We start from the raw sequence: 24,897 nt of genomic DNA on the forward strand, positions 1-24,897 counted from the left end.
GGATAACGACATGCATAAAGCCAAAGACTAGTTGGCCATGGCCGAAGAGCCGTCCGAAAGGCTGATCGAGCAGCGTATCCGCAACAGGATCTACGAGATCCTGGAAATCCTGGCCGATTCTGATGCCGGCGTCGATCTCGTCGGCATCAAGGGCTATTTCAACCTGTTTGAGGATTTCGTGCATCGCCCCTCGATCGAAGCGGGCACCTCGGCGCTCTCGAAGGAAGAACGCGCCATCGTGCTGGAGATCGCGGATTTCCTGGAGGCTGCCGGGGAGGCCAACCCCGATTTCACCAGGTCCGAGTTCATCGACAGCGACTGGCCGGGAAAGATCGCGCCGGTCGCCCGGAATGCGCGAGCATTGTTCCTGAAGCGCGGGCTGTTCTCGGAGAAATTCGAAGAAATTGAGCCAGGACGGCCGGCTGCGATTTCAGCCGGGCGATAATGCATGTCGCCCAAAAGCGGTCTCGGCATGGACAAGGGCGTGCATAAAACAAAGGCTTGAAGTCCGGATCTTGCCACGTAACTGTGCCAGTTTGGCAACAGCATCTCACCAATAACGTTTTAGCCATCATTTTGCCTGAAAGTGTCTCATTCTTGCCGCAGCCTGGGGGCGGGGCATCGAAGTGAGAGGGTTACCTGTTGATTTCCACGCGATGGAAGACGCCGCTATTGCTCGGCGTCGTCACGTCTCCCCTGTTCCTGGCCGCTTGCAGCCAGACCGCGTCACACGGCATGTCCAGCCTGACCGACGCCATCACGCCGAGTTTCCTGAGCTCCCGCGGCTACCACACGCCGAAGGACAGGGAATGCCTGGAAAGGGCGATGTTCTTCGAATCCAACCGCTCGAGCCGCGATGGCATGATCGCCGTCGGCACTGTCGTGATGAACCGGCTGCGCTCCGGCAAGCATGGCGACACCATCTGCGCGGTGGTGGGCGAGCGCGGCCAGTTCGCGCCCGGCGTCATGACCAGGCCGATGAATTCGCGTGCCATGCCCGATGTCGAGGAAGCCGCCGAGGCCGTGCTCAAGGGCGAGCGCAAGGCCAAGCTCAAGAACACGATGTATTTCCACACCGCGGGCCTACGCTTCCCCTACAAGAACATGCATTACACCATGGTCGCCGGCGGCAATGCGTTTTACGAGAAGCGCGGCCGCAACTGGCAGCCGCTGCCGGACGAGCCGACGGTCGCGGTCGCTTCGGCGGAAACGCCGGCAGCCTTGCCCGGAGTAGCCGCGACTCGTGTCGCTTCCGCCGAGCCGGCGCGTCCGGCCGAGAGATCCGATCGCACCGCTGCGGCACAACAGGTCTACATGACTGCCGAGGCGGAGCCGGCACGCTCCAGCAAGACGGCAGCTGTCCGCACTGTCCCTGCCCAGCAGACCTACGTGACGGCATCGGCTGCGCCGGCCGCAAAGTCCGCGCGCGTCCAGGAGAAGCCGACGGTGGTGGCGATGCAGGAGCCGATGGAGGAACCGGATGCCGCTCGCTTTGGCGGGACCTTGAACACGAGGGTCATTTCCTCGGTGCAGGGTGCGGCGCAGGAAGCGGCGATGGGGTTCCAGTCGACGCCTGAGAACACCGACGCCATCGGCGCGATGATCGTCAGCCAGAACCGGCCGCTCGAAACCAACTGAGGCGGGCCGCACTTGACGGCCTGCATGCGCTGGTTGGAGATGCTGTCCGGACGCAAAACCGCTTCGCACTTTTCGTGGAATTGCTCTAGATCAGGGCAATGTCCAAGCGAATCGCGGGTCCCGAGATCGAACGCCTGATCCAGCTCCTGGCCAAAGTGCCGGGGCTCGGTCCCCGTTCGGCCAGGCGCGCCGCGCTGCATCTGATCAAGAAGAAGGAACAGCTGCTGTCGCCGCTCGCCGCCGCCATGGCCGAGGCGGCCGACAAGGTGCGCATCTGCTCGACCTGCGGCAATGTCGACACGTCCGACCCCTGCATGATCTGCACCGATCCGCGCCGTGACGCCGGCACGCTGATCGTCGTCGAGGACGTCTCGGATCTCTGGGCGCTGGAACGGGCGGCGGTGATGAACGTGCGCTACCACGTGCTGGGCGGTACGCTGTCGCCGCTCGACGGTATCGGCCCCGACCAGCTCAACATCCGCTCATTGGTCGACCGCGTCGCCGGCGGCGAGGTCAAGGAGATCATCCTGGCCGTCAATGCCACGGTGGAGGGCCAGACCACAGCCCATTACCTGACCGATCAACTGTCCGGTTTCGAGGTGAAGATAACGCGGCTGGCGCATGGCGTGCCGGTCGGTGGCGAACTCGACTATCTCGACGAAGGCACGCTGGCGGCAGCGCTGCGCTCCAGGACGGCGTTTTGACAGGGTTGGTAGGAGAGATGCGCGCCGTGATTGTTACGCATCTTTTGAAGCTGGTGGGACACGCCCCCCTCTGTCCTGCCGGACATCTCCCCCTCAAGGGGGGAGATCGACTGTTGTCTCTGCTTTCGCCAACCGCCACCGCTCAAAAAACGCCAAGCGCGAAACTGCCAATCTCCCCCCTTGAGGGGGAGATGTCCGGCAGGACAGAGGGGGGCAACACAGAACGCGGACTTCGCCAGCTCTGTCTTGCGTGCTTCCTGGCTGCTCTCGCCTTCCATGTCTTCGCCACACCCGCCTCGGCCGCCCCCATCGACGACCAGTTCCGCTCCTGGCTGCAGAACGACCTCTGGTCCGACGCCAAGGCCAAAGGCATCTCTCAAAAAACCTTCGCCGCCGCCTTCGACGGGGTCAAACCCAATCTCAAGCTGCCGGACCTAGTCATGCCCGGCGAGAAGCCGAAGACCCCGCAGAAGCAGCATCAGGCCGAGTTCGGCTCGCCTGGCGCCTATTTCGCCGAAAAGACCATCCGCGCCGTCACATCGGGCGGGCGGGCGCGCGAGGCGGCCAACGCCAGGACGCTCGCCGCGATCGAGAAGCGCTATGGCGTGCCGGGCGAGGTCCTTTTGGCGATCTGGGGCCGCGAAACCGGGTTCGGCGCGGCGAAGATGCCTTACGACGCCTTCGAGGTGCTGGGTACCAAGGCGTTCATGTCGACGAGGAAGGACTTCTTCCGCACCGAGCTGCTGGCGGCGCTCGAGATCGTCCAGCGCGGATTGGCCCCGGTGAATGCGATGAAATCGTCCTGGGCCGGCGCGCTCGGCCAGCCGCAGTTCATGCCGACATCGTTCCTCAAGCATGCCGTCGATTTCGATGGCGACGGGCGTGTCGACATCTGGAGCTCGACGCCTGACGTGCTCGCCTCGATCGCCAACTATCTCGTCCATTATGGCTGGGTGAGGGGACGTGGCTGGGGCTTCGAAGTGACCGTGCCCGAGAGCGTCTCCTGTTCGCTCGAGGGCCCAGACCAGGGCAAGACAATCTCGCAATGGGCCGCAATGGGCATCAGGCGTGTCGGCGGCAAGGCATTCCCGGCGAGCGAACTGAAGGCCGAGGGCTTCCTGCTGATGCCGGCCGGCCGCAGCGGCCCGGCCTTCATCGCCACGCCCAATTTCTACGTGCTGAAGCAATACAACACCAGCGATCTCTATGCGCTGTTCATCGGCCATGGCGCCGACCGCATCGCCCATGGCGATGCCAATTTTTCCGGCAGCTGGGGCGCGGTCGGCGACCTCCACCGCTCCGACATCGCCGCCCTGCAGCGGGCGCTGGAGGCCAAGGGCTACGATGTCGGCAGCGCCGACGGACTGCCCGGCTTCAAGACCCGCCGCTCGATCGGAGCCTGGCAGGAAAAGAACGGCAAGCCCGCCACCTGCTTCCCCGATGCCGGGTTGGTTGCCGCGCTGAAGTAATTCCCAAGTCAGGGTTTTTTCTCGATTGCCGGCCTCTGTTGGCCTTCGCCTGCTCCGGCTCGCCCGCCTGCCGCTATGATCCAGTGAGCCGACGCATAAATGCTCGTTGCCCGCCGCGAGGCCGCCGGATATGCTGTTGACCAACTGGACAAAAACCACGACGGTAAGTGGTCAAAGGGGCCCTTGTCGGCCTGGAAAACACCGCAACCCTGAGCCGGGAACTCAGGTCAACAAAACAGGGAACAATCACCATGATGATGGAAAAGCTTGCTCTACGATCCCGCATTCTGCTTGCGGGTGCCGCCATGTCGGCGCTGCTTCTGGCGGGAGCGCCGGCTGGCGCGGTCACCCCAGCCGACACGCTGGTCGAAGGCTTCGCCATCGACGACATCATCTCCATGGATCCGGGCGAGGCGTTCGAGCTGTCGACCGCCGAGGTCACCGGCAACACCTATGACCTGTTGGTCCGGCTCGACCTCAGCGACACCTCCAAGGTCAAGGGCGACCTCGCCGAGAGCTGGACCGTCTCGGACGATGGCCTGACATATACGTTCAAGCTCAAGCCCGGCCTGAAATTCGCCTCGGGCAACCCGATCACCGCGGCCGACGTCGCCTATTCGTTCGAACGCGCCGTCAAGCTGGACAAGAGCCCGGCCTTCATCATCGACCAGTTCGGCATCAGCGGCGACAATGTCGCCGAAAAGGCCAAGGCGGTCGACGACACCACCTTCCAGTTCATCGTCGACAAGGCCTATGCGCCGAGCTTCGTGTTGAACTGCCTGTCGGCCACCGTCGCCTCGGTCGTCGACGCCAAGCTGGTCAAGGAACATGTCGCGGCGGTCACGCCGAGCGCCGACTACAAATGGGACAATGATTTCGGCAATGCCTGGCTGAAGACGGGCTATGCCGGCTCGGGCGTCTACAAGCTGCGTGAGTGGCGCGCCAACGAGGCCGTCGTGCTCGAGCGGAACGACAATTACTACGGCGAAAAGGCCAAGCTTGCCCGCGTCATCTACCGCAACATGAAGGAAAGCTCGGCACAACGCCTGGCGCTCGAGGCCGGCGACATCGACGTTGCCCGCAATCTCGAGCCGAACGACCTCGACGCCATTGCCAAGAACGCTGACCTCACCACCACCAGTGCGCCGAAGGGCACTGTCTACTACATCAGCCTCAACCAGAAGAACCAGAACCTCGCCAAGCCCGAAGTCCGCCAGGCCTTCAAATATCTGGTCGACTATGACGCGCTGAGCTCGACCATCCTCAAGGGCATCGGTGAAATCCACCAGACTTTCCTGCCCAAGGGCGTGCTCGGAGAACTGGACAAGAACCCCTTCAAGCTCGACGTCGCCAAGGCCAAGGAACTGCTGGCCAAGGCAGGCCTGCCCGACGGCTTCAGCGTGACCATGGATGTGCGCACCGGCCAGCCGACGACCGGCATGGCGGAATCGATCCAGCAGACGCTCGGCCAGGCCGGCATCAAGCTGGAGATCATTCCCGGCGACGGCAAGCAGACGCTGACCAAGTATCGCGCCCGCAACCACGACATCTATATCGGTCAGTGGGGCCAGGACTATTTCGATCCGAACTCCAATGCCCAGACCTTTGCCTCGAACCCGGACAATTCGGATGAGGGCAAGTCCAAGACGCTGGCCTGGCGCAACGCCTGGGACATTCCGGACCTGACCAAGCAAACCGAAGCGGCTTTGCTGGAGAAGGATTCGGGCAAGCGCGCCGACATGTACAAGGATCTGCAGCAGAAGATCCTCGACACCAGTCCCTTCGTCATTATCCACCAGCAGCTGGAAGTCGCCGGGTTGCGCAAGAACCTCAAGGGCTTCGCCCTCGGCCCGAGCTTCGACACCAATTTCGTCGGGCCGGTTTCCAAGGAATAGCGCCGGCGGATGAGCGTAGCTGAAAATCAGGCGGCGGCAGGGCGCGGCAGCGCCCGTGCCGTCGCCATTTTCTCATCGATCGGCCGCTTCCTGGTGATCGCGATCACGACCTATCTCGGTCTGCTCGCGGTGACCTTTTTCATCGGCCGCGTCATTCCCATCGACCCGGTATTGGCCGTGCTCGGCGACCGGGCGCCGGCCAATGTCGTGGAACGCACGCGCCGCGAGATGGGTCTCGACCTGCCGCTGGTCGAGCAGTTCTACATTTATGTCAAAAATGCCCTCAATGGTGATTTCGGCACCTCGGTGCTGACCACCAATCCGGTCATGACCGACATCCGCCGCGCCCTTCCGGCAACGACGGAACTGGCGACGTTGGGCACGCTGATCGGCGCGTTGTTCGGCGTGCCGCTGGGTGTGCTGGCTGCCGTCAGGCGCGGCAGCATCATCGACCAGGTCGTGCGCGTCATCGGCCTGATCGGCTATTCCGTGCCGATCTTCTGGCTTGGCCTGCTCGGGCTCGTCCTGTTCTACGCCAAGCTGCAATGGGTGGCTTTCCCGGCGCGGCTCGACGTCGTCTACGAATACACCTTCACGCCGATCACTGGTTTCTACCTTCTCGACTCGGCTATGCAGGGGCAGTGGGACGTCTTCTGGGATGCCTTCCGCCACATCATCCTGCCGGCCTCGCTGCTCGGCTATTTCTCGCTCGCCTATATCAGCCGCATGACGCGCTCCTTCATGCTCAACGAACTTACCCAGGAATACATCGTCGCCGCGCGCGCCAAGGGCCTGTCGGAAACCCGCATCATCTGGGCTCATGCATTGCGCAATGCCGCCGTGCCGATGGTGACCGTGATCGCGCTCTCCTATGCCGGGCTGCTGGAAGGCTCGGTGTTGACCGAGACGGTCTTCTCCTGGCCTGGCATCGGCCTCTACATCACCAATTCGCTGCAGAATGCCGACATGAACGCGGTGCTCGGCGGCACCATCGTCATCGGCTCGGTGTTCATAGCCATCAATCTCCTCTCCGACCTGCTTTACCGGGTGCTCGACCCGAGGACGAAATCCGCATGAGCGCCGAGGCGATCCAGAGCCGCCGCGACTGGCTGCTCAGCGAGCGGCCGGCCTCGCGCATGCAGGCAAGGCTCGGCCGCGCCTATGTCGCGTGGCGGCGTTTCTCCGCCAACCGGCTGGCCCTTCTCGGCCTGCTCATCATCATCGCGCTGCTGGTCATTGCCGCCCTTGCCGGGGTGCTGGCGCCTTATTCGCCGACCTTCGGCGATCTGAAGAACGCGCGCCTGCTGGCGCCAAGCGCTGAGCACTGGTTCGGCACCGACGATCTCGGCCGCGATATACTCTCGCGCATCCTCTACGGTTCGCGCTGGACGCTCTATGTCGTCATCCTGGTCGCCATCATCGCCGCCCCCATCGGCCTCGTGGTCGGCACGGTCGCCGGCTATGCCGGCGGCTGGACCGATGCCATACTGATGCGCATCACCGACATCTTCCTCGCTTTTCCCAAGCTGATCCTGGCGCTGGCGTTCGTCGCGGCCCTCGGCCCAGGCATCGAGAACGCGGTGCTCGCCATTGCCATCACCTCCTGGCCGCCCTATGCCCGCATCGCGCGTGCCGAAACGCTGACCGTGCGCAATTCCGATTACATCAAGGCGGTGGAACTGATGGGCGCCTCGCCCTTCCGCATCGTTCTGCGCCACATCATGCCGCTCTGCATCTCCTCGCTGATCATCCGCGTGACGCTCGACATGGCCGGCATCATCCTCACCGCCGCCGGCCTCGGCTTCCTCGGGCTCGGCGCGCAGCCGCCGCTGCCCGAATGGGGCACGATGATCGCTTCGGGCCGCCGTTTCGTGCTCGACCAATGGTGGGTGGCCGGCGCGCCGGGCTTCGCCATCCTCATCGTCAGCCTCGGCTTCAACCTGCTTGGCGACGGCCTGCGCGACGCGCTCGACCCGCGGAGCGGCGACCAATGAACGCTAATAGCAAGACGCTGCCAGAAGGCGCATTGCTCGAAGTCGAGGATCTGCGCGTCACCTTCCCGACGCGCACCGGGCTGATCGAGGCGGTGCGCGGCGTCTCTTTCTCGCTCGGCCGCGAAAGGCTGGGCATTGTCGGCGAGAGCGGCTCGGGCAAGTCGCAGACCGGCCGCGCCATCATGGGGCTGACGCCGCCACAGGCGCGGATATCAGCCAATAAATTGGCCTTCGACGGCATCGACCTGCTCGGCGTCTCGGCGCGCGAGCGCCGCGCGCTGCGGGGCAACCGCATCGCCATGATCCTGCAGGATCCCAAATATTCGCTCGACCCGGTGATGAGCATCGGCCGCCAGATCGTCGAGACGCTGCGCACGCATGAGAAGGTCTCCAAGGCCGAGGCGCGGGAGAGGGCGCTGGCCATGCTGGAGGCGGTGCAGATCCGCGACCCCGGGCGTGTCTTCGACCTGCATCCGCACGAGGTCTCCGGCGGCATGGGCCAGCGCGCCATGATCGCCATGATGCTGATCGCCGGTCCGGAAATGATGATCGCCGACGAGCCGACCTCTGCGCTCGACGTCACCGTGCAACTCGACGTGCTGGGCATTCTCGACCGGCTGGTAGCCGAGCGCGGCATGGGGCTGATCTTCATCTCCCACGATCTGCGTCTGGTCTCGTCCTTCTGCGACCGCGTCATCGTCATGTATGCCGGCAAGGTCGTCGAGCAGCTCAAGGCCTCCGAACTCGGCCGGGCCCAGCACCCCTACACGCGCGGGCTGCTCAACTGCATGCCCAAGATCGGCGCCGATCGTCACCCGCTGCCGGTGCTCGACCGCAAGCCGGAGTGGGCGGCATGACGTCAGCAATCACCGTCGACGGGCTGGAGGTCGTCTTCGACCGCTTTCGCGCGCTGAAGGGCGTCAGCCTGGACGTGCAGCCGGGCGAATCCTTCGGCCTTGTCGGCGAATCCGGTTCCGGCAAATCGACGCTGCTCAGGGCGATCGCCGGCCTTGCGCCGATCGCTTCGGGCAGCATCACGGTCAATGGCAAGAAGCTCGGCGCGCGTCGCGACAAGGCCTTTTACCGCGAAGTGCAGATGGTCTTCCAGGATCCGTACGGCTCGCTGCACCCGCGCCAGACCATCGACCGCCTGCTGCAGGAGCCGCTCGCCATCCATGGCTTTGGCGACGGCGAAAAGCGCATCCAGCGGGCGCTGGACGAGGTCGGCCTCGGCAACGGCTTCCGCTTCCGCTACTCGCATCAATTGTCCGGCGGCCAGCGCCAGCGCGTCGCCATTGCCCGCGCGTTGATCCTCGAACCTTCGATCCTGCTGCTCGACGAGCCGACTTCGGCGCTCGATGCCTCCGTGCAGGCCGAGGTGCTCAACCTGCTTGAGGAGGTCCGCCGGCGGCGCAAGCTGACCTTCCTGATGGTCAGCCACGACCTCGCCATCATCACCCATATGTGCGAGCGGCTGATGGTGATGCAGGGCGGCGAGGCAGTGGAGAATCTGGCGGCTGGCGATCTTGTAGAACGGCGTGTGACAAAGGATTATACGCGCAATCTCTTGCGGGCCAGCGAGGGGTTTGTGAGAGTGTAGCGGAACTTTCAAACGTCGCGTTCCGTGCGCCCCCCTCTGGCCTGCCGGCCATCTCCCCCACAAGGGGGGAGATCGGCAGTCGTTGCGGCTTTCGCCAACCACCACCGTGGCATGATTGAGCATGGCGCCGAAGCCGCCAATCTCCCCCCTTGAGGGGGAGATGCCCGGCAGGGCAGAGGGGGGCGCACGGAACGCGACGCTGATCGCACTTGTCTTCAGGGCCTGCCGCTTTCCGGGATGGCATCATCGGCCGGCGCAGTGCTTTCCTGCCCTCGCTTCGGCTCCTTGATCCTGAACCACGTCACATACAGCGCTGGCAGGAACAGCAGCGTGATCGCAGTACCCGCGATGATGCCGCCCATCATCGCGTAGGCCATCGGTCCCCAGAACACTTCGCGCGCGATCGGGATCAGCGCCAGGCTGGCGGCGGCGGCCGTCAGCGCAATCGGCCGCATGCGGTGTTCCGTCGCTTCGATGACGGCGGCCCAGCGGTCCTTGCCCTCTGCGACAAGGTCCTCGATCTGCACGATCAGGATGACCGAGTTGCGGATCAGGATGCCGATCAGCGCCAGGACGCCGAGAATGGCGACGAAGCCGAGCGGCGCGCCGCTCGGCACCAGGGCCGCCACCACGCCGATCAGCCCGAGCGGCGCCACCGCAACGACCAGGAACAGGCGCTGGAAGCTCTGCAGCTGGACCATCAGGATGGTTGCCATCACAAACAGCATCAGCGGCACGACGGCCGCGATCGGCCCCTGGCTCTTGGCGCTTTCCTCAACGGAGCCGGCGGTCTCGATCGAATAGCCCGGCGGCAGCTTGGCGATAAAGGCATCGACCGAAGGCTTCAATTCGCTGACCACCGTTGCCGGCAGAACGTCGCCGACCAGGCCGGCCCGCACCGTGATGGTCGGGATGCGGTCGCGTCGCCACACCGTCGGCTGTTCGAGCTCGTAGCGGAAGTTGGCCACCGCCGCGAGCGGGATAGCCTCGCCGGTGCTGGTCGGCAGTTGCATGTTCCGCAACGTCTCGATCGAACCGCGTTCGGCCTCGCGCGAGCGCGCCACCACGTTGATCAGGTAGGTGGCGTCGCGCACTTGCGTGATGGTGGCGCCGCCGACGGTGCTGTTGAGCGCGCTGGCGATGTCGGAGGAGGTGATGCCGAGCTGCCGCGCCTTGTCCTGCAGCACGTCGACCCTGAGCACGCGCTGCGGCTCGTTCCAGTCGAAGGTCGGCGCGGCGAGTTTGGGATTGGCGGAAATCACGCCGGCGAATTGCTGGGCCAGCGCGCGCACGGTCTGGATGTCGGGCCCGCCGACGCGGTACTGCACGGGGCGGCCGACAGGCGGTCCGAGTTCGAGCAGCTTCACGAAGGCGTCGGTACCGACGAATTCCTCGCGCAGCAGCTTTTCCAGCGCCGGCTTCACCCGGTTGCGCGCCTCGATGCTCTTGGTGACGATGACCGTCTGGCCGAAATAGGGATTGGCCGGTTGCACGTCATAGGCGAGCACGAACCGCACCGCGCCTTGGCCGATATAGGACGAGAAATGGTCGATGTCGGGATTGCCGACCAGCGCCCGCTGCTCGAACCGCTCCATCTGCTCGCCCGTGTCGGCGATCGAGGAATTCTGCGGCAGGTTCCAGTCGACGATCAGCTCCGGCCGGTCCGAAGGCGGGAAGAATTGCTGCTGCACCAGGCCGAAGCCGGCGATCGAGGCGGCAAACAACAGCACCGTGGCGATGATGGTCAGCCAGTGATGGCGCACCGAGCCGACAAGGACACGCCGGAACAGCGAGGTGAAACGGCCCGGCTGGTCGTGGTGCTTCGTCTTCATCGTCGCCGGCAGGATGGTGACGCCGAGCAGCGGCGCGAACAGCACCGCCACGATCCACGACACCAGCAGCGACACGGCGATGACCACGAACAGGGTGAAGGTGTATTCGCCTGCGGCGCTGTTGTTGAGCCCGATCGGGATGAAGCCGGCGACCGTCACCAGCGTGCCGGTCAGCATCGGGAAGGCGGTCGATGTGTAGACATAGGTCGCCGCCTTGCGCAGATTGTCGCCGACCTCCAGCCGCGCCACCATCATCTCGACCGCGATCATGGCGTCGTCGACCAGAAGCCCGAGCGCGATGATCAGCGCTCCGAGCGAGATGCGCTGCAACGAAATGCCGAGATAGGCCATGACCGTGAAGGTGATGGCCAGCACCAGCGGGATCGACAGCGCCACGACGAAGCCGGCGCGCATGCCGAGACTGATGAAGGACACGGCCAGCACGATGGCCACCGCCTCGAACAGGGCGCGCGTGAAGCCCGAGACCGCCTCCTCGACGATGACCGGCTGGTCGGCGACCAGATGCACGCCGACGCCTACCGGCAGGTCGGCCAGCACCTTGTTCATCGCCTCATGCAGCGCCTCGCCGAATTTGAGCAGGTTGGCGTTTGGCTTCATGCCGATGGCGAGCCCGATCGCGTCCTGGCCGTTGAAGCGGAACAGTGCCGTTGGCGGATCGACATAGCCGCGCGTGATCGTCGCCACGTCGCTCAGCCGGAAGAAGCGGTCGTTGACGCGAAGGTTGATGGCGCGCAGGCTGTCTTCGGAGGTGAACTGGCCGCCGACGCGCACGCTGATGCGTTCCGGGCCGGACTGGATGACGCCGGACGGCGTGATCGCGTTCTGCGCCTGCAGGCTGGCCACGATCGCCTGCTGGTTGAGGCCGAGCGCCGCGATCTGGCGGGTCGAGAATTCAAGGTAGATCGCCTCGTCCTGGGCACCGACCAGATCCACCTTGCCGGCATTCGGCACGGTCAGGATTTTTGTCCTGACATCCTCGACATAGTCGCGCAGCTGGCGCGGCGTCAGCCCGTCCGAGGTGAAGGCGTAGATGTTGCCGTAGACGTCGCCGAAGCGGTCGTTGAAGAACGGTCCCTGGACGCCTTGCGGGAACTGCGCCTTGATATCGTTGACCATGTTGCGCACCTGAATCCAGTTCGGCACGACATCGCGCGCCTTGGTGGTGTCCTTCAGGTTGACGAAGATGACGGTCTGGCCGGCTGTGGTAATGGATTTCGTGTAGTCCAGGCTGTCGAGTTCCTCAAGCTTCTTCTCGATGCGGTCGGTCACCTGCTGCACCGTCTCCTTGACCGAAGCGCCGGGCCAATTGGCCTGGATGATCATGGTCTTGATGGTGAAGGCGGGGTCTTCCTCACGGCCGAGGTTGAGGTAGGAGAAGATGCCGGCCGCAACGAAGACCAGCATGAAATACCAGACCATCGAGCGGTGGTTGAGCGCCCAGTCGGAGAGGTTGAAGCCCTTCACGAGGCGCCTCCCGCGGGCAGTTTGACCTTCTGGCCTTCGGTCAGGCTGTGGACGCCGGCGGTGACGACGCGCATTCCCGCTTCCAGTCCCTGAGCCACCGTGAAGGTTCCGCCGTTTCTGGAGGCAACCTTGATCTCGTGCGTGCTCACGCTCGATGTCTGCGCATCGACGATCCACACCCTGTCGGAGCCGTTCCTCTGGAGCAGCGCCGAGAGCGGCAGTTCGATCGTCGGCTCCACCGTGGTCATGCGCGTTGCCGTCACGGTCGAGCCGAGCCGGAAGGCCTGCGGCGGATCCGTGAGCGTCAGCCGCACGCGCCGCGTGCGCGTCGAGCCCTCGGCCTGCGGCGCGATCTCGCGCAGCTTGGCCTCGGTCCGGATCGTCGGCAACGATTGCAGGATGACCTGGAACGGCGTGCCGGCCGTGAGATCGCCGGTCAACTGGTCTGGAATATCGACCACCGCTTCGCGCGGGTCCGAGCGCGCCACGGTGACGACCGTCTGGCCGGGGGAGACCGTCTGGCCGACCTCGGCGCCGACAGCGGTGACGACGCCGTCGAAATCGGAGAACAGCCTGGCATAGCCGAGCTGCTCCTGCGATTTGGCCAGCGAGGCCTTGGCCCGCTCGACACTGGCCTCGGCCGCCTTCCTCGCCTGCTGCGCGGCATCGAAGACGGCTTGTGTGGTGTTGGCGGTGGCAAGCAATTGGCGCTGGCGCTCCTCGCTGGCGGCGGCGTTGGCAAACTGTGCCTCGGCATTGGAGAGCTCGGCCTTGGCCGCCTGGACGGACAGCTCCAAGGCGGTCGGATCCAGTGCCGCGATCGTCGTGCCCTTGCTGACGATGTCGCCGACATTGACGTCGCGGGCCACGACCCGGCCGAGCAGGCGAAAGGCGAGATCGGCGCTGACCTGCGGCTCGACCGATCCGGCGAAGCCGAAGACCTGCGTCGTGCGCGGCTCGACCACCACCGACAGCACCGGCCGGATGATCTCCGGCGGCTTCTCCTCCGATTTCGAGCAGGCGGCGAGCGCGCCAAGCGCGATCACGCCAAGCAGGAGGCGCTGCAGCCGGCTCATTGGCCCGCTCCCGATACCTCGATTGTCTGGCCCGCACTGAGCAACTGTCCGCCCGCGGTGACGACGCTTTGGCCCTCCTCCAGTCCCCCGCCGATGACGACGGTGCCGGAATTGAAAGCCAGCACCTCGACCGGCGCCATCGTCACCGTCCCGGTCGAGGGATCGACGATCCAGACCGCCGGCTTGCCGGCGCTGGACATTAGTGCCTGCCAGGGCAGCAGGATCGCCTTCGCCGGTTTTGCGCCGACCGAGCCGATAACGGCGGCGCCCAGCGGCATGCCGGCGGGCGTATCGGCAATGCCGACCTTGACCCGGATCGAGCCCGACGCCGGATCGACCGCCGGCGAGATTTCGCGCACCTTGCCCGTTGCCCTGATCTGCGGATCGGACAGGAGCGTGATCGTCACCGCCGGCGACGTCGGCGTCCTGGCGACCAGCGTCTCCTGGACGTTGAACACCGCGTCTCGGTCGCCGTCCTCGGCGACGGTGAAGACGGTCTGCGCAGCCTGCACCACCTGGCCGGTTTCGACCTGGCGGGCGGTAATGACGCCCGCGGCGCTTGCCTTGAGTTCGGTGAAGGACAGGTTCTGCTTGGCATTGGCGAACGCGCTCTGCGCTGCGTCGAGGCTGCCTTGCGCCACCTTCAATGCCTGGTCGGCGGCGTCATAGTCGCGCCTGGTGGTGTAACCCTGAGCAAGCAGCGTCTTTTGCCGCCCGAAGGCGGCGGCGGACTGGGTCAACTGCGCTTGCGCCGCGTCGAGATCGGCCTGCGCCGAGCGCAGATCGGATTCCTGTTCCTGCGGGTCGATGCGGGCAAGCACCGCGCCTTTGTCGACATGCTGGCCGACATCGGCAAGCCGTTCGGCGACGCGGCCGCCGACCCGGAACGACAAATTGTTCAGCGTGCGCGCCGCGATCACCCCAGTCAGCGAGGTTCTCGGCGCATAGTCGGCCATCGCCACGGTCTCGGTGCGCACCATGATCGGCAGTTTTTTCTCGGCCGCTTCCTGTTTTTGGCAGCCGGCCAAAAGCAGGGCGGCGATGCAGGTGAAAAGCGCTGCGCCGATGGGAAAGGTCAAAAAATTGGAAGGTTTGGCCGATGGCGGCGAGACGGACGATGTCGCGTTCCTGCTCATGGGCTCCCTCGGTCGCGGGCAGCTCGCCGATCGCGATGCCTCGCGGATCCCGGCACGATAGTCGATCTCCCGAAAAAGAAAACCGGTCTCGCACACGGATCAGGGCTCCGAATTTCGGACCGACAAAGGCCTGACGACGGCCAGTCCGGCTGTGCCGGTTTCTGACAATAGGAATTTTTTCTTGACTGGGTGAAGGCAACTATGGTAGATATTCGGTCATGGTGCTGAGTTGCGCCAAGGGACCCGCCGCACAGGCGGGTTTTTCGTTCAATGCTCCTCTATAGCGCGCCGCGAAGGCTCCGAACCCGTTACGCGGTCCGTTGCCCTGGTACAGGTATCGCCGGCTGGTCAGGCGCGATACCTCAGGCCCAATCGCCTGCCGGCGGTGCCGACTTGAGGAAATCATGAAATAAGCCCAGAAGACATCTGATCAAGCAGAACGGGCGCCGGCCCATGAGGGACATAATGAAGAACTCAGCCATTTCCGAACGCAAGAGCCAGTCGATCTCGCGCGGCGTCGGCATGACCACCCAGATCTATGCCGACCGGGCCGAGAACTCGGAGATCTGGGATGTCGAGGGCCGCCGCTATATCGATTTCTCCTCCGGCATCGCCGTCGTCAACACCGGCCATCGCCACCCCAAGGTCATCGAGGCGGTCAAGGCGCAGCTCGACCGCTTCACCCACACCTGCCACCAGGTGGTGCCCTATGAGAGCTATGTAAGGCTGGCCGAACGGCTGAACGGCCTTCTTCCGGGCAAGTTCGAGAAGAAGACGATCTTCGTTACCACCGGAGCCGAGGCGGTCGAGAACGCCATCAAGATCGCCCGCAATGCCACCGGCCGCCAAGCCGTCATCGCCTTTGCCGGCGGCTTCCATGGCCGCACCTTCATGGGCATGGCGCTGACCGGCAAGGTCGTGCCCTACAAGGTCGGCTTCGGCGCCATGCCGGCCGACGTCTTCCACGCCCCGTTCCCGGTGCCGCTGCACGGCGTGTCGGTGGCCGATTCGCTTGCCGCCCTCGATCGCCTGTTCAAGGCCGACGTCGATCCGGCCAGGGTCGCGGCCATCATCGTCGAGCCGGTGCAGGGCGAGGGCGGTTTCTATGAAGCGCCGCGCGATTTCATGACCGCGCTGCGCAAGATCTGCGATCAGCACGGCATCCTGCTCGTTGCCGACGAGGTGCAGACCGGCTTCGCGCGCACCGGCAAGATGTTCGCTATGGAGCATCATGAGGTGACTGCCGACATCACCACCATGGCCAAGGGCCTGGCCGGCGGCTTTCCGCTGGCGGCGGTCACCGGCCGCGCCGAGATCATGGATGCGCCTGGCCCCGGCGGGCTGGGCGGAACCTATGGCGGCAGCCCGATCGGCGTTGCCGCCGCGCACGCGGTGCTTGACGTGATCGAGGAAGAGAAATTGTGCGACCGCGCCAATTCGCTCGGCGCCAGGCTGAAGCAGCGTCTGGGCTCGATCCGCGACGACGTCCCGGAAATCGTCGACATCCGTGGCCCCGGTTTCATGAATGCGGTCGAGTTCAATGACGTCAGGAAGGGGCTGCCGTCGGCCGAGATGGCCAATGCGGTCAGGCTGGAGGCGCTCGACAAGGGACTGATCCTGCTCACCTGCGGCGTCCACGGCAACGTCATCCGCTTCCTGGCGCCGATCACCATCCAGGACGGCATCATGAACGAGGCGCTCGATATTCTGGAAAGCTCGATCCGCGAAGTCCGCGCCGCCTGAAAAGGCGGCGCCAGTTTCCTGACGGCCCATGCCGAAGCGGGTGGACGCACAGTCAGGAGCTCGGATTTTGAAGCCAAGCTGGAATGTCCCGCTTGGCATACAGCACTCGCCACACATCGACAGTGTCGGGCTGCTCAACATAGAAAATCAGATATGGATAGCGCTTAAGCTTCACACACGGCGCAGACCGGGCAGTCCAAGTTCGTAGGCATACCTGAGAGAGCCGGATGCTGGATGGTTCGCTATCAATTTATAGGCGTTTTGAAGCTCCTCGACGTAGCCCAATGCCACATGCGAACCAACTTCGCTCACATAGTAGTCGATAGCGTCCTCGATATCCCGCAGAGCTAGTTTTCGAGGAACAACTGTCTTTATAGCGACCTATTTACTGACCCTGCGCCCGCTTCCGCAGCGCGGCAAAATAGCTGTCGTCAACGGGAACACCCGGCTCGGATGCGCCTTCAAGGAGCAGGCCGCGCAGGCGTTGGCGGTCCTGATCGTGGCGGATCAATTCACGCACATACTCGCTGCTTGTGCCATAGCCGCGATCCGTTACTTGCTGATCGACAAAATGCTTCAAGCTGTCTGGCAGCGAGATATTCATGGTGCTCATTCAGGCATTTTATGGGGAATGGCAAAATTGGCAATCCTATGCACTGGCCCTGGTTGGCTCCATGTTCTGAAACGCGGCCAGCGCCGCTTTCAATCCGTCCGGCCCCGCTGCCACCGCCTGCGGCCTCGGCGAGAAGCCGGCGCCGAGCATCTTGCGGCCCAGCATGTGGTCGCCGGGGCGGTTGACCGATTCGATGCCGAGCAGCCTGTCTGCGGCATAGTGGTAGATCGAGAACTTGTTGTCGGCGAGATCGCCCAGCACGACATGGCTGTCGCCGCCGGATGTCAGGCCGACCATCTGCAGCTTCATGTCGCCAATGTCGGACCAGAACCAGGGCACGGCCGAATAGGCGTCGGCGTGGCCAGTGATGGTGCGCGCGGCAAGCCGCGCCTGGTCGGTGGCGTTCTGTACCGATTCCAGCCGCACGTCGCCGCCGGTGAACCAATGCCGATAGGAGGCGGCGTCGCCGATGGCGAGGATTTCCGGCACCGAGCTGCGCATCTGGTGGTCGACGCGAATGCCGTTGGCGATGGTGAGGCCGGCTTCCCCGGCCAGTTCGACATTGGGCACGGCGCCGATGCCGACGACGACCATGCGCGCCGGCAGCCTTTCGCCTGACGAGGTGATCGCGGCCGTGACATGGCCGTTTTCGCCTTCGAGCCTTGCGATCGTGGTGCCGGTGAGAATGTGAACGCCCGTCGCTTCCAGCCGTTGGCGGACATGGCTCGCCACGACCGGCGCCACGGCGCGGCCAAGCAGCCGGTCGACCGCTTCCACGACCGTTACGGTGCGGCCGGCCGCCCGCAGCGTCGCCGCGATCTCCAACCCGATGAAGCCGCCGCCCAGGATGACGACGTCTTCGCTCCGTGCGCTCAAGTCCCGGATCAGGCGGGCGTCCGCCAGCGAGCGCAGCGACACCACGCCGGACAGATCCGCGCCCGGCAGCGGCAGGAGGCGCGGGCGCGAGCCGGTGGCGAGGATCAGATGATCGAAGGCAAGTTCGCCGCCGCCTGATATCTCCAAACGACGGCTGCCGGCATCGATGCGGTCGATCCGAACGCCCGGCCGGTAGTCGACGGCGTTGCCGGTGTAAAATGCCTCGCCACGCAAGGGCTGCGGCTTGGCCTCGGCATCCTTGATGAAGGTCTTCGACAGCGGCGGCTTGTGATAGGGCAGTTCGTTCTCGTCGCCGACGAGGACCACCGGCCCCTCATAGCCCTCCTCGCGCAGGCTTGCCGCCGCCTGCACGCCCGCATGTCCCGCACCGACAATGACCACGCCGTTCTTCATCGCATTCCGATCCCAGCTTGATTTTAGGGTGTCTCGCCACGTGGCAATTGTCTGGCGCCGCCGCAAGGGGGCATTTGCGGGTCGCACCCGGAACGGCGGCTGTCAATCGGACAGTTCGGCGACGAACTCGGTACACGGTGCAGGCGGCTAAAGTTGACTATCGCAGTTTAGAATAATTCTAAACTGTTGTTTCGATTGAGTTTTCCTGTCGATTTTCGTTGACTTCCATCGGTCCTGAAGCTTTATGGAGCCTCGCGCATCGGCGCATCCCTTTGATGTCTGGGCCTTGAACCCTTTCGATTGGAGGCATTTTGGTGTCTTTCTTCTTCGACCCGCGCGACAGCGCGGCATACCCCGCGAATGGCGGCCTGCACATGGCCTGGCGCCGGTTGTCGCGCGCGCCGTTCACAAGATTCCCGAAAAACTGGAGAGCGATAATGACGGCACGACATGGCAGCAGGCTTGCGGCGATCGGTGCCACGGCCCTGCTGACGGCGGCGGTGTTCGTGCTGCCGGCCAAGGCCGAGAACGATCCCAAGGCGGTCATCAAGACCTATGCCGACATCGCGCTTGCCAAATACGAGGATTCGCTGACCACCGCGCAGGCGCTCGACAAGGCGGTCGACACCTTGTTGGCCAAGCCTTCGGCCGAGACGCTCAATGCCGCCCGCGAGGCCTGGAAGGCATCGCGCGTTCCTTACCAGCAGACCGAGGTCTACCGCTTCGGCAACAAGATCGTCGACGACTGGGAAGGCAAGGTGAATTCCTGGCCGCTGGACGAAGGCCTGATCGATTATGTCGCCAAGAGCTACGGCACCGAATCCGACTCGAATTCGCTCTATACCGCCAATGTGATCGCCAACAAGGAGATCGAGATCAACGGCAAGAAGGTCGACGCCTCGAAGCTTTCGCCGGAATTCCTCGCAGGCACGCTGCAGGAGGCGGGCGGCGTGGAGGCCAATGTCGCCACCGGCTACCACGCCATCGAGTTCCTGCTCTGGGGCCAGGACCTGCACGGCACCGGACCGGGCGCCGGCGAGCGCCCCTACACCGATTATGATCTCAAGAACTGCACCGGCGGCAATTGCGATCGCCGCGCGGAATATCTGAAGTCCGCAAGCACCCTTTTGGTGTCCGACCTCCAGGAGATGGTCGGCGACTGGAAGGAAGGCGGCGCTGCGCGCAAGAACCTGGTCGACGGCGAGCCGAACGCCGCCATTTCGGCCATCTTCACCGGTATGGGCTCGCTCTCCTACGGAGAACTCGCCGGCGAGCGCATGAAGCTTGGCCTGCTGCTGCACGATCCGGAAGAGGAGCATGACTGCTTCTCCGACAACACCTACAATTCCCATCTCTATGACGCCGTCGGCATCCGCGCCGCCTATCACGCCAGCTACACCAGGCTGGACGGCACCGTCGTTTCAGGGCCGTCGGTGGCCGACATGGTCAAGGCGGCTGATCCGGCCATCGACAAGGAACTGTCTGACAAGCTCGATGTCACTGTCGCCAGGATGGAGGCGATCAAGGCCCGCGCCGAAGGCGGCGAGGCTTACGACCAGCAGATCGCCGAAGGCAACACCGAGGGCAACGCCACGGTGCAGGCGGCAATCGACGCACTGATCGACCAGACCAAATCCGTCGAACGCGCCGTCGGCGCGCTGAAGCTCAACGCCATCGCCTTTGAGGGTTCAGACAGCCTCGACGCGCCGGACAAGGTGTTCCAGTAAGCGTCGAAGCTGGAAGCCCGGGCCGGGGTCACACGGCTTCGGCCCGGGGAAGATAGAGTCAAGCCACACGGCGCGGGAGGCGCCGTCAGCCATCCGAGCAAGTTTATGCTGATCTGCCATTGCAACATCATCACCGAGAAGGAGATTGAGCAGACGATCGTCGGGCTGCTGGACCAGGATCCCTGGCAGCTCATCGTGCCGGCAAAAGTCTATCACGCCATGCACAAGCGCGGTCGCTGTTGCGGCTGCTTCCCAAATGTGGTCGAAACGATCATTCGGGTCACCGAGAAATACCACGCCCGCTCGGAGGCGAGCGGCGTTGACATCGTTTCACATCTGGATCGCGTCAGAGGCCTGCGCGTCCAATACGGGAGCAGAACCCATGAAAGGCGAACCACAGATCATCGAGCGGCTTAACGAGGCTCTGTTCCTGGAGCTTGGTGCCGTCAATCAGTATTGGGTGCATTTCCGTCTGCTGGAGGATTGGGGATACGCCAAGCTCGCCAAGAAGGAACGCGCCGAATCGATCGAGGAGATGCACCATGCCGACAAGCTCGTGGCCCGTATCATCTTCCTGGAAGGCCATCCCAATCTGCAGTCCGTGGCGCCGCTGCGTATCGGACAGAACGTGAAGGAAGTGCTCGAATCCGACCTTGCCGGCGAGTATGACGCTCGCACCGCCTACAAGCGCTCGCGTGAGATCTGCAACGAAGCCGGCGACTATGTCAGCATGAAGCTGTTCGAGGAGCTCTTGGCCGACGAGGAGGGGCACATCGACTTCCTTGAGACGCAGCTCGATCTGCTTGCCTCGATCGGCGAGGAAAAATACGGCCAGCTCAATGCCGCATCGGCGGACGAGGCGGAGTAAGGGCATGCGGGAATGCGGCGCACCCTAGCATTGCTGCGCCGCTGGCGGCGGGCCAAAGGCCCGTCGTCAAACAGAAAACCGGGAAGCGTCGTGCTTTCCGGTGCTGCCGCCATCGTTCTTTTGGCCTTCGCCACGGGCGGGTCCGGCTCGCAGCAGCCCGCCAGTTTCGCCGCCACGCGCACCGACCTCAGCCCGAAGGATCAGGCGCGCGTCACAGCCGTTACCAGGCCGACCAAGGACTTCTCGAAACCCGAGCAGTTCGAATTGATGCAAGGCGGCGCCGGCACATCCAGGAAGGACGTCAACCGCGATTCCTTCTCGCAATCGTCGGCCAACATCACCTTCGAGGAAGAAGGCACCTTTAAGCTGGGCAACGCCCTGTTCCGCAAGAACTGGGTGTCGTCGCCGTCCTCGACGCAGGCCTCCGACGGGCTTGGACCGCTGTTCAACGAACGCGCCTGCCAGAACTGTCATCTGAAGGACGGCCGCGGCCGCCCGCCGCAGGACGCGGCCGGCACGACGTCGATGTTCCTGCGGCTGGCGCGCGAGGCGAGCAGCGAGGAGGAGAAGGCTGGGCTTGCCGACCACAGACTGCTCAACATCCCCGATCCGGTCTACGGTTCGCAGCTGCAGGACCTGGCCGTCCCCGGCCTGCGCGGCGAGGGCCGGATGCGCGTCGACTACAGCGAGGAAAAGGTCGGGCTCGGCGACGGCACCGTGGTTTCGCTGCGCAAACCCGCTTACGCGGTCGATGATCTGGCCTACGGCCCGCTCGGTCCGCGCACCACGCTTTCGCCGCGCCTGACGCCGCCGATGATCGGGCTCGGCCTCATCGAGCAGATCGCGCCTGCTGATATACTCGCCCATGCCGATCCGAACGACCGGGACGGCGACGGCATTTCCGGCAGGCCGAACATCGTGCGCGACGGCATGAGCGGCGAACTCACTCTCGGCCGTTTCGGCTGGAAGGCGCAGACCGCGTCGATCCGCCAGCAGGCCGCGGATGCCTTTGCCGGCGACATCGGCATCTCGACGCCGGAGGAGCCGAAACACTGGGGCGACTGCACCGCCGCCGAGAAGGATTGCCTTGCCATGCCGAACGGCGTGCAGGAGCGGCTCGGTCCGGCCGAGGCGCCGGCGCCGGTCATGGACCTCGTCACCTTCTATTCACAGAACCTGGCCGTGCCGGCACGCCGCGACCTCGGCGCCCCTGATGTGCTCGCGGGCAAGAGATTGTTCTACGAGATCGGCTGCGTTTCATGTCACGCGCCGAAATTCGTCACCCGCCGCGACGCGCCCAACAAGGCGCAGGCCTTCCAACTTGTCTGGCCCTATTCCGACTTCCTGCTGCACGACATGGGCCCCGGCCTTGCCGACGGCCAGGCGGTGGGCGAGGCGACGGGCAACGAATGGCGCACGCCGCCGCTATGGGGCATAGGCCTCACCGAAACGGTCAACGGCAACAATTTTTATCTGCACGATGGCCGCGCCCGCAGCCTGGTCGAGGCGATTCTTTGGCATGGCGGCGAGGGCCAGAAGTCGCGCGACCGCTTCGCCGCCGCCGATGCGGCCGACCGCGATGCCTTGGTTAAATTCCTGGAGTCCCTGTGATGTTTCCTGGAGTCCCTGTGATGTTGAAGCGTTCCGCGCTGGTAATCCTTCTTCCTCTGGCCCTGCTGGGCGCCACCCCGACATGGGCGGCGGCGGTGAAGGCCACTGACGTCATCCAGCGGGCAATCGACGGATTTGTCCGCCCGGCCTATGCCAGTCTGCACCGTCGCGCGGCGGGCTTGAACAAGGCGATGCACGCGCTTTGCGAAAAACCATCAAAGGGCGATCTCGATGCGGCACGCGCCGAATTCTCGCGCACGGTGGATGCCTGGTCGTCGGCCGAGATCATCGGGTTCGGCCCGATCAAGGAAAACAACCGGCTGGAGCGAATGCTGTTCTGGCCGGATCGCAAAAGCATTGGCTTGAAACAGGTGCAGGCCGCGTTGGCCGCCCAAGACCCGAGCGCCACCGATCCGGCACAGCTTTCCGGCAAGAGCGTCGCCATGCAGGGGCTCGGCGCCTTGGAGTTCGTGCTCTACGGTGACGGCGCCGATGCGCTTGCCGGCAAGAACGATCCCTATCGCTGCGCCTATGGCGCCGCGGTTGCCGGCAACATCGAAACCATGGCCGGCGATGTCGCGGACGCCTGGAACAAGCCGGACGGCTTTGCGGCGCTCTGGGCCAATCCGGGGCCGCAGAATCCGCTCTATCGCGACGGCACGGAAGCGGTGACGGAGCTGGTCGGCATCTTCATCAACGAGCTGGAAATGGTTCGCGACGTGCGCCTGAAAGGCTTCCTGGGCGACAAGCCGGAGGCGGACAAGCCGAAACAGGCGATCTACTGGCGTTCGCAAAACACCACCAATTCGCTGGCCGGAAACCTTGCCGGCATCGACGGGCTGTTCGAGGCCTCGAAGCTCGGCGATGCGCTGCCGGCCGATGCGCGCTGGATGGCGGAATCGATCCACATCCAGCTTGTCAACGGCGTCGCTACTGCGAAGTCGGTCCAGGGGCCGATCGATCTGGCGCTCGCCGACCCGGCGCTGCGCGAAAAGCTCGAGCATTTCGCGCTGATCACCTCCAGCCTGTCGACCCTGTTCGGCACTAGGCTGACCGCCGAATTCGGCCTGACCGCCGGCTTCTCGTCGCTGGATGGGGACTGAGCGTGAAAACCTCCCTCATCGACCGTCGCGATTTCCTGAGAGCCGCGGGAGCAGGCTTCGTGGCGGCGATGGCGCCGCCGGCCTGGGCAAACACGCTTGCCGCCGATGCCGTCTTCGCCACCGCCTTCGTCAAGCGCGACGGCAGCTATGGCGCTGCAATCCTGTCCGAGGCCGGCAAGCTCCTGCACGCGATCGACTTGCCCGACCGCGGCCACGACGTCACCTTCGATCCCATATCGAAGCGCTCGGTGGTCTTCGCCCGCCAGCCCGGCACCTTTGCCGTGGTCTTCGATCACGCCGGGCGCGATGAACCGCTGACCATCGCCAGCATCACCGGCCGGCATTTCTTCGGTCATGGCGTATTCTCCCCGGACGGCGCCTTGCTTTACGCCACCGAGAACGATTTCGACAACGCGGCCGGCGTCGTCGGCGTCTACGACGCGCGGGCGAAATTCAAGCGCCTTGGTGAATTCCCGACCTATGGCATGGGGCCCCACGAGGTTCTGTTCCTGGGCGACGGCAGGACGATCGCCGTTGCCAATGGCGGCATCGAGACCCATCCCGATTATGGCCGCGCCGAGCTCAACATCGCCACCATGAAGCCATCCTATGTGCTCATCGACCGTATCACCGGCGACCTGGTCGAGAAGCACGAATTGCCGGCGGCGCTGCACCAGCTGTCGATCCGCCACATGGACGCCGACCAGACCGGCACAGTCTGGTTCGGCTGCCAGTACAGGGGACCCGGCACCGACCGTCCGCTGCTGGTCGGCCGCGCGGCGCGCGGCAAGGATTTGCAACTCCTCGACATGCCGCGGGATGTCCTGTCCGGCTTCCGCAACTATATCGGTTCCGTCGCCGCCAATCCGGCTGCCGGCACCCTCGCCGTCTCTTCGCCGGAAGGCGATTCGCTTGTGGTGATCGAGGCGGCGAGCGGCAAGGTGGTCGCGACCAGTGCGTTGGTCGAGGTCTGCGGCGTGGCGCCGGACAAGGGGGGCTTCATGGCGACGACGGGCGCAGGCGAGATCATAGAAGGCAATGGCGCGACGCGGTCGGAACCGGACTATGTCTGGGACAATCACATGCTGCGCATCGAGCGGGGCGCCTAGACAC

The 24,897-nt window shown here is 64.4% G+C and carries 21 protein-coding genes and 1 pseudogene; 16 read left to right on the forward strand and 6 right to left on the reverse strand.

Annotated elements, in window-relative coordinates; all coding sequences use genetic code 11:
* Positions 1-37 precede the first annotated feature (37 nt).
* The 9 genes from LB566_RS14705 (at position 38) to LB566_RS14745 (ending at position 9,300) form a co-directional block, all read left to right on the forward strand.
* Positions 38-445 carry a hypothetical protein gene (locus LB566_RS14705; protein WP_140496863.1) on the forward strand — a complete coding sequence of 136 codons (408 nt, stop codon included), beginning with the start codon at positions 38-40 and terminating at the stop codon, positions 443-445.
* Positions 446-642: 197 nt separating this feature from the next.
* Positions 643-1,638 carry a cell wall hydrolase gene (locus LB566_RS14710; protein WP_224624928.1) on the forward strand — a complete coding sequence of 332 codons (996 nt, stop codon included), beginning with the start codon at positions 643-645 and terminating at the stop codon, positions 1,636-1,638.
* A gap of 98 nt (positions 1,639-1,736) precedes the next feature.
* Positions 1,737-2,342 (forward strand): recombination mediator RecR, encoded by a 606-nt coding sequence (recR, locus tag LB566_RS14715; RefSeq protein WP_224624929.1) that lies wholly within the window; start codon positions 1,737-1,739, stop codon positions 2,340-2,342.
* Positions 2,343-2,533: 191 nt separating this feature from the next.
* Positions 2,534-3,811, forward strand: coding sequence for a lytic murein transglycosylase (locus LB566_RS14720; protein WP_224624930.1), 1,278 nt, complete (start codon positions 2,534-2,536; stop codon positions 3,809-3,811).
* Positions 3,812-4,062: 251 nt separating this feature from the next.
* Complete coding sequence (locus LB566_RS14725) at positions 4,063-5,706, forward strand: ABC transporter substrate-binding protein (RefSeq protein WP_140496855.1); 1,644 nt, start codon at positions 4,063-4,065, stop codon at positions 5,704-5,706.
* A gap of 9 nt (positions 5,707-5,715) precedes the next feature.
* On the forward strand, positions 5,716-6,783 hold the full coding sequence (locus tag LB566_RS14730; protein ID WP_140550115.1) for an ABC transporter permease: 1,068 nt from the start codon (positions 5,716-5,718) through the stop codon (positions 6,781-6,783).
* Entirely contained in the window at positions 6,780-7,700 is a 921-nt protein-coding gene (nikC, locus tag LB566_RS14735) for a nickel transporter permease (protein WP_224624931.1), read from the forward strand. The genes LB566_RS14730 and nikC overlap by 4 nt, the downstream gene beginning before the upstream one ends.
* Positions 7,697-8,557 (forward strand): ABC transporter ATP-binding protein, encoded by an 861-nt coding sequence (locus LB566_RS14740; RefSeq protein ID WP_224624932.1) that lies wholly within the window; start codon positions 7,697-7,699, stop codon positions 8,555-8,557. Before nikC ends, LB566_RS14740 begins: the two co-directional genes overlap by 4 nt.
* On the forward strand, positions 8,554-9,300 hold the full coding sequence (locus tag LB566_RS14745) for an ABC transporter ATP-binding protein (RefSeq protein WP_224624933.1): 747 nt from the start codon (positions 8,554-8,556) through the stop codon (positions 9,298-9,300). The genes LB566_RS14740 and LB566_RS14745 overlap by 4 nt, the downstream gene beginning before the upstream one ends.
* A gap of 215 nt (positions 9,301-9,515) precedes the next feature.
* Here LB566_RS14745 and LB566_RS14750 read toward each other — a convergent pair whose 3' ends face one another.
* The 3 genes from LB566_RS14750 to LB566_RS14760 are packed head-to-tail and all read right to left on the reverse strand — an operon-like array spanning position 9,516 to position 14,829.
* Positions 9,516-12,617, reverse strand: a complete 3,102-nt coding sequence (locus LB566_RS14750; protein ID WP_224624934.1) for an efflux RND transporter permease subunit — start codon at positions 12,615-12,617, stop codon at positions 9,516-9,518.
* Positions 12,614-13,693 (reverse strand): efflux RND transporter periplasmic adaptor subunit, encoded by a 1,080-nt coding sequence (locus LB566_RS14755; protein ID WP_224624935.1) that lies wholly within the window; start codon positions 13,691-13,693, stop codon positions 12,614-12,616. The genes LB566_RS14750 and LB566_RS14755 overlap by 4 nt, the downstream gene beginning before the upstream one ends.
* Positions 13,690-14,829 carry an efflux RND transporter periplasmic adaptor subunit gene (locus LB566_RS14760; RefSeq protein ID WP_224624936.1) on the reverse strand — a complete coding sequence of 380 codons (1,140 nt, stop codon included), beginning with the start codon at positions 14,827-14,829 and terminating at the stop codon, positions 13,690-13,692. Before LB566_RS14760 ends, LB566_RS14755 begins: the two co-directional genes overlap by 4 nt.
* 465 nt (positions 14,830-15,294) lie before the next feature.
* On the opposite strand from LB566_RS14760, the gene LB566_RS14765 reads away from it, so the two are divergent.
* A complete protein-coding gene (locus LB566_RS14765; protein ID WP_224624937.1) occupies positions 15,295-16,572 on the forward strand; it encodes a 4-aminobutyrate--2-oxoglutarate transaminase in 1,278 nt (425 codons plus the stop codon).
* A gap of 52 nt (positions 16,573-16,624) precedes the next feature.
* Here LB566_RS14765 and LB566_RS14770 read toward each other — a convergent pair.
* From LB566_RS14770 to LB566_RS14780, 3 genes and pseudogenes are all read right to left on the reverse strand, one after another.
* A pseudogene (locus LB566_RS14770) lies at positions 16,625-16,947 on the reverse strand (type II toxin-antitoxin system RelE/ParE family toxin).
* 10 nt (positions 16,948-16,957) lie between these two features.
* A complete protein-coding gene (locus tag LB566_RS14775; RefSeq protein ID WP_140550107.1) occupies positions 16,958-17,185 on the reverse strand; it encodes a type II toxin-antitoxin system ParD family antitoxin in 228 nt (75 codons plus the stop codon).
* Between the two features lie 36 nt (positions 17,186-17,221).
* Positions 17,222-18,475 carry an NAD(P)/FAD-dependent oxidoreductase gene (locus LB566_RS14780; RefSeq protein WP_224624938.1) on the reverse strand — a complete coding sequence of 418 codons (1,254 nt, stop codon included), beginning with the start codon at positions 18,473-18,475 and terminating at the stop codon, positions 17,222-17,224.
* Between the two features lie 437 nt (positions 18,476-18,912).
* Between LB566_RS14780 and LB566_RS14785 the strand changes: the two genes are divergently transcribed.
* The 6 genes from LB566_RS14785 to LB566_RS14810 all read left to right on the forward strand — a co-directional run bounded on the left by LB566_RS14785 (position 18,913) and on the right by LB566_RS14810 (position 24,893).
* Entirely contained in the window at positions 18,913-20,202 is a 1,290-nt protein-coding gene (locus tag LB566_RS14785; RefSeq protein WP_224624939.1) for an imelysin family protein, read from the forward strand.
* Between the two features lie 105 nt (positions 20,203-20,307).
* Positions 20,308-20,619, forward strand: a complete 312-nt coding sequence (locus LB566_RS14790) for a (2Fe-2S)-binding protein (protein ID WP_140550104.1) — start codon at positions 20,308-20,310, stop codon at positions 20,617-20,619.
* A complete protein-coding gene (bfr, locus tag LB566_RS14795; RefSeq protein ID WP_140550103.1) occupies positions 20,585-21,070 on the forward strand; it encodes a bacterioferritin in 486 nt (161 codons plus the stop codon). Before LB566_RS14790 ends, bfr begins: the two co-directional genes overlap by 35 nt.
* A gap of 12 nt (positions 21,071-21,082) precedes the next feature.
* The gene (locus LB566_RS14800) at positions 21,083-22,681 is read left to right on the forward strand and encodes a di-heme oxidoredictase family protein (protein WP_224624940.1); all 1,599 of its coding nucleotides are present in this window, start codon (positions 21,083-21,085) and stop codon (positions 22,679-22,681) included.
* A gap of 20 nt (positions 22,682-22,701) precedes the next feature.
* Positions 22,702-23,784, forward strand: a complete 1,083-nt coding sequence (locus tag LB566_RS14805) for an imelysin family protein (protein ID WP_224624941.1) — start codon at positions 22,702-22,704, stop codon at positions 23,782-23,784.
* A 2-nt stretch (positions 23,785-23,786) separates the two neighbouring features.
* Positions 23,787-24,893: a DUF1513 domain-containing protein gene (locus LB566_RS14810; protein ID WP_224624942.1), complete on the forward strand. Its 1,107-nt coding sequence runs from the start codon at positions 23,787-23,789 to the stop codon at positions 24,891-24,893.
* The last annotated feature ends 4 nt before the right edge of the window (positions 24,894-24,897 follow it).

This window comes from Mesorhizobium sp. CA13, from assembly GCF_020165235.1.
Classification (GTDB): domain Bacteria; phylum Pseudomonadota; class Alphaproteobacteria; order Rhizobiales; family Rhizobiaceae; genus Mesorhizobium.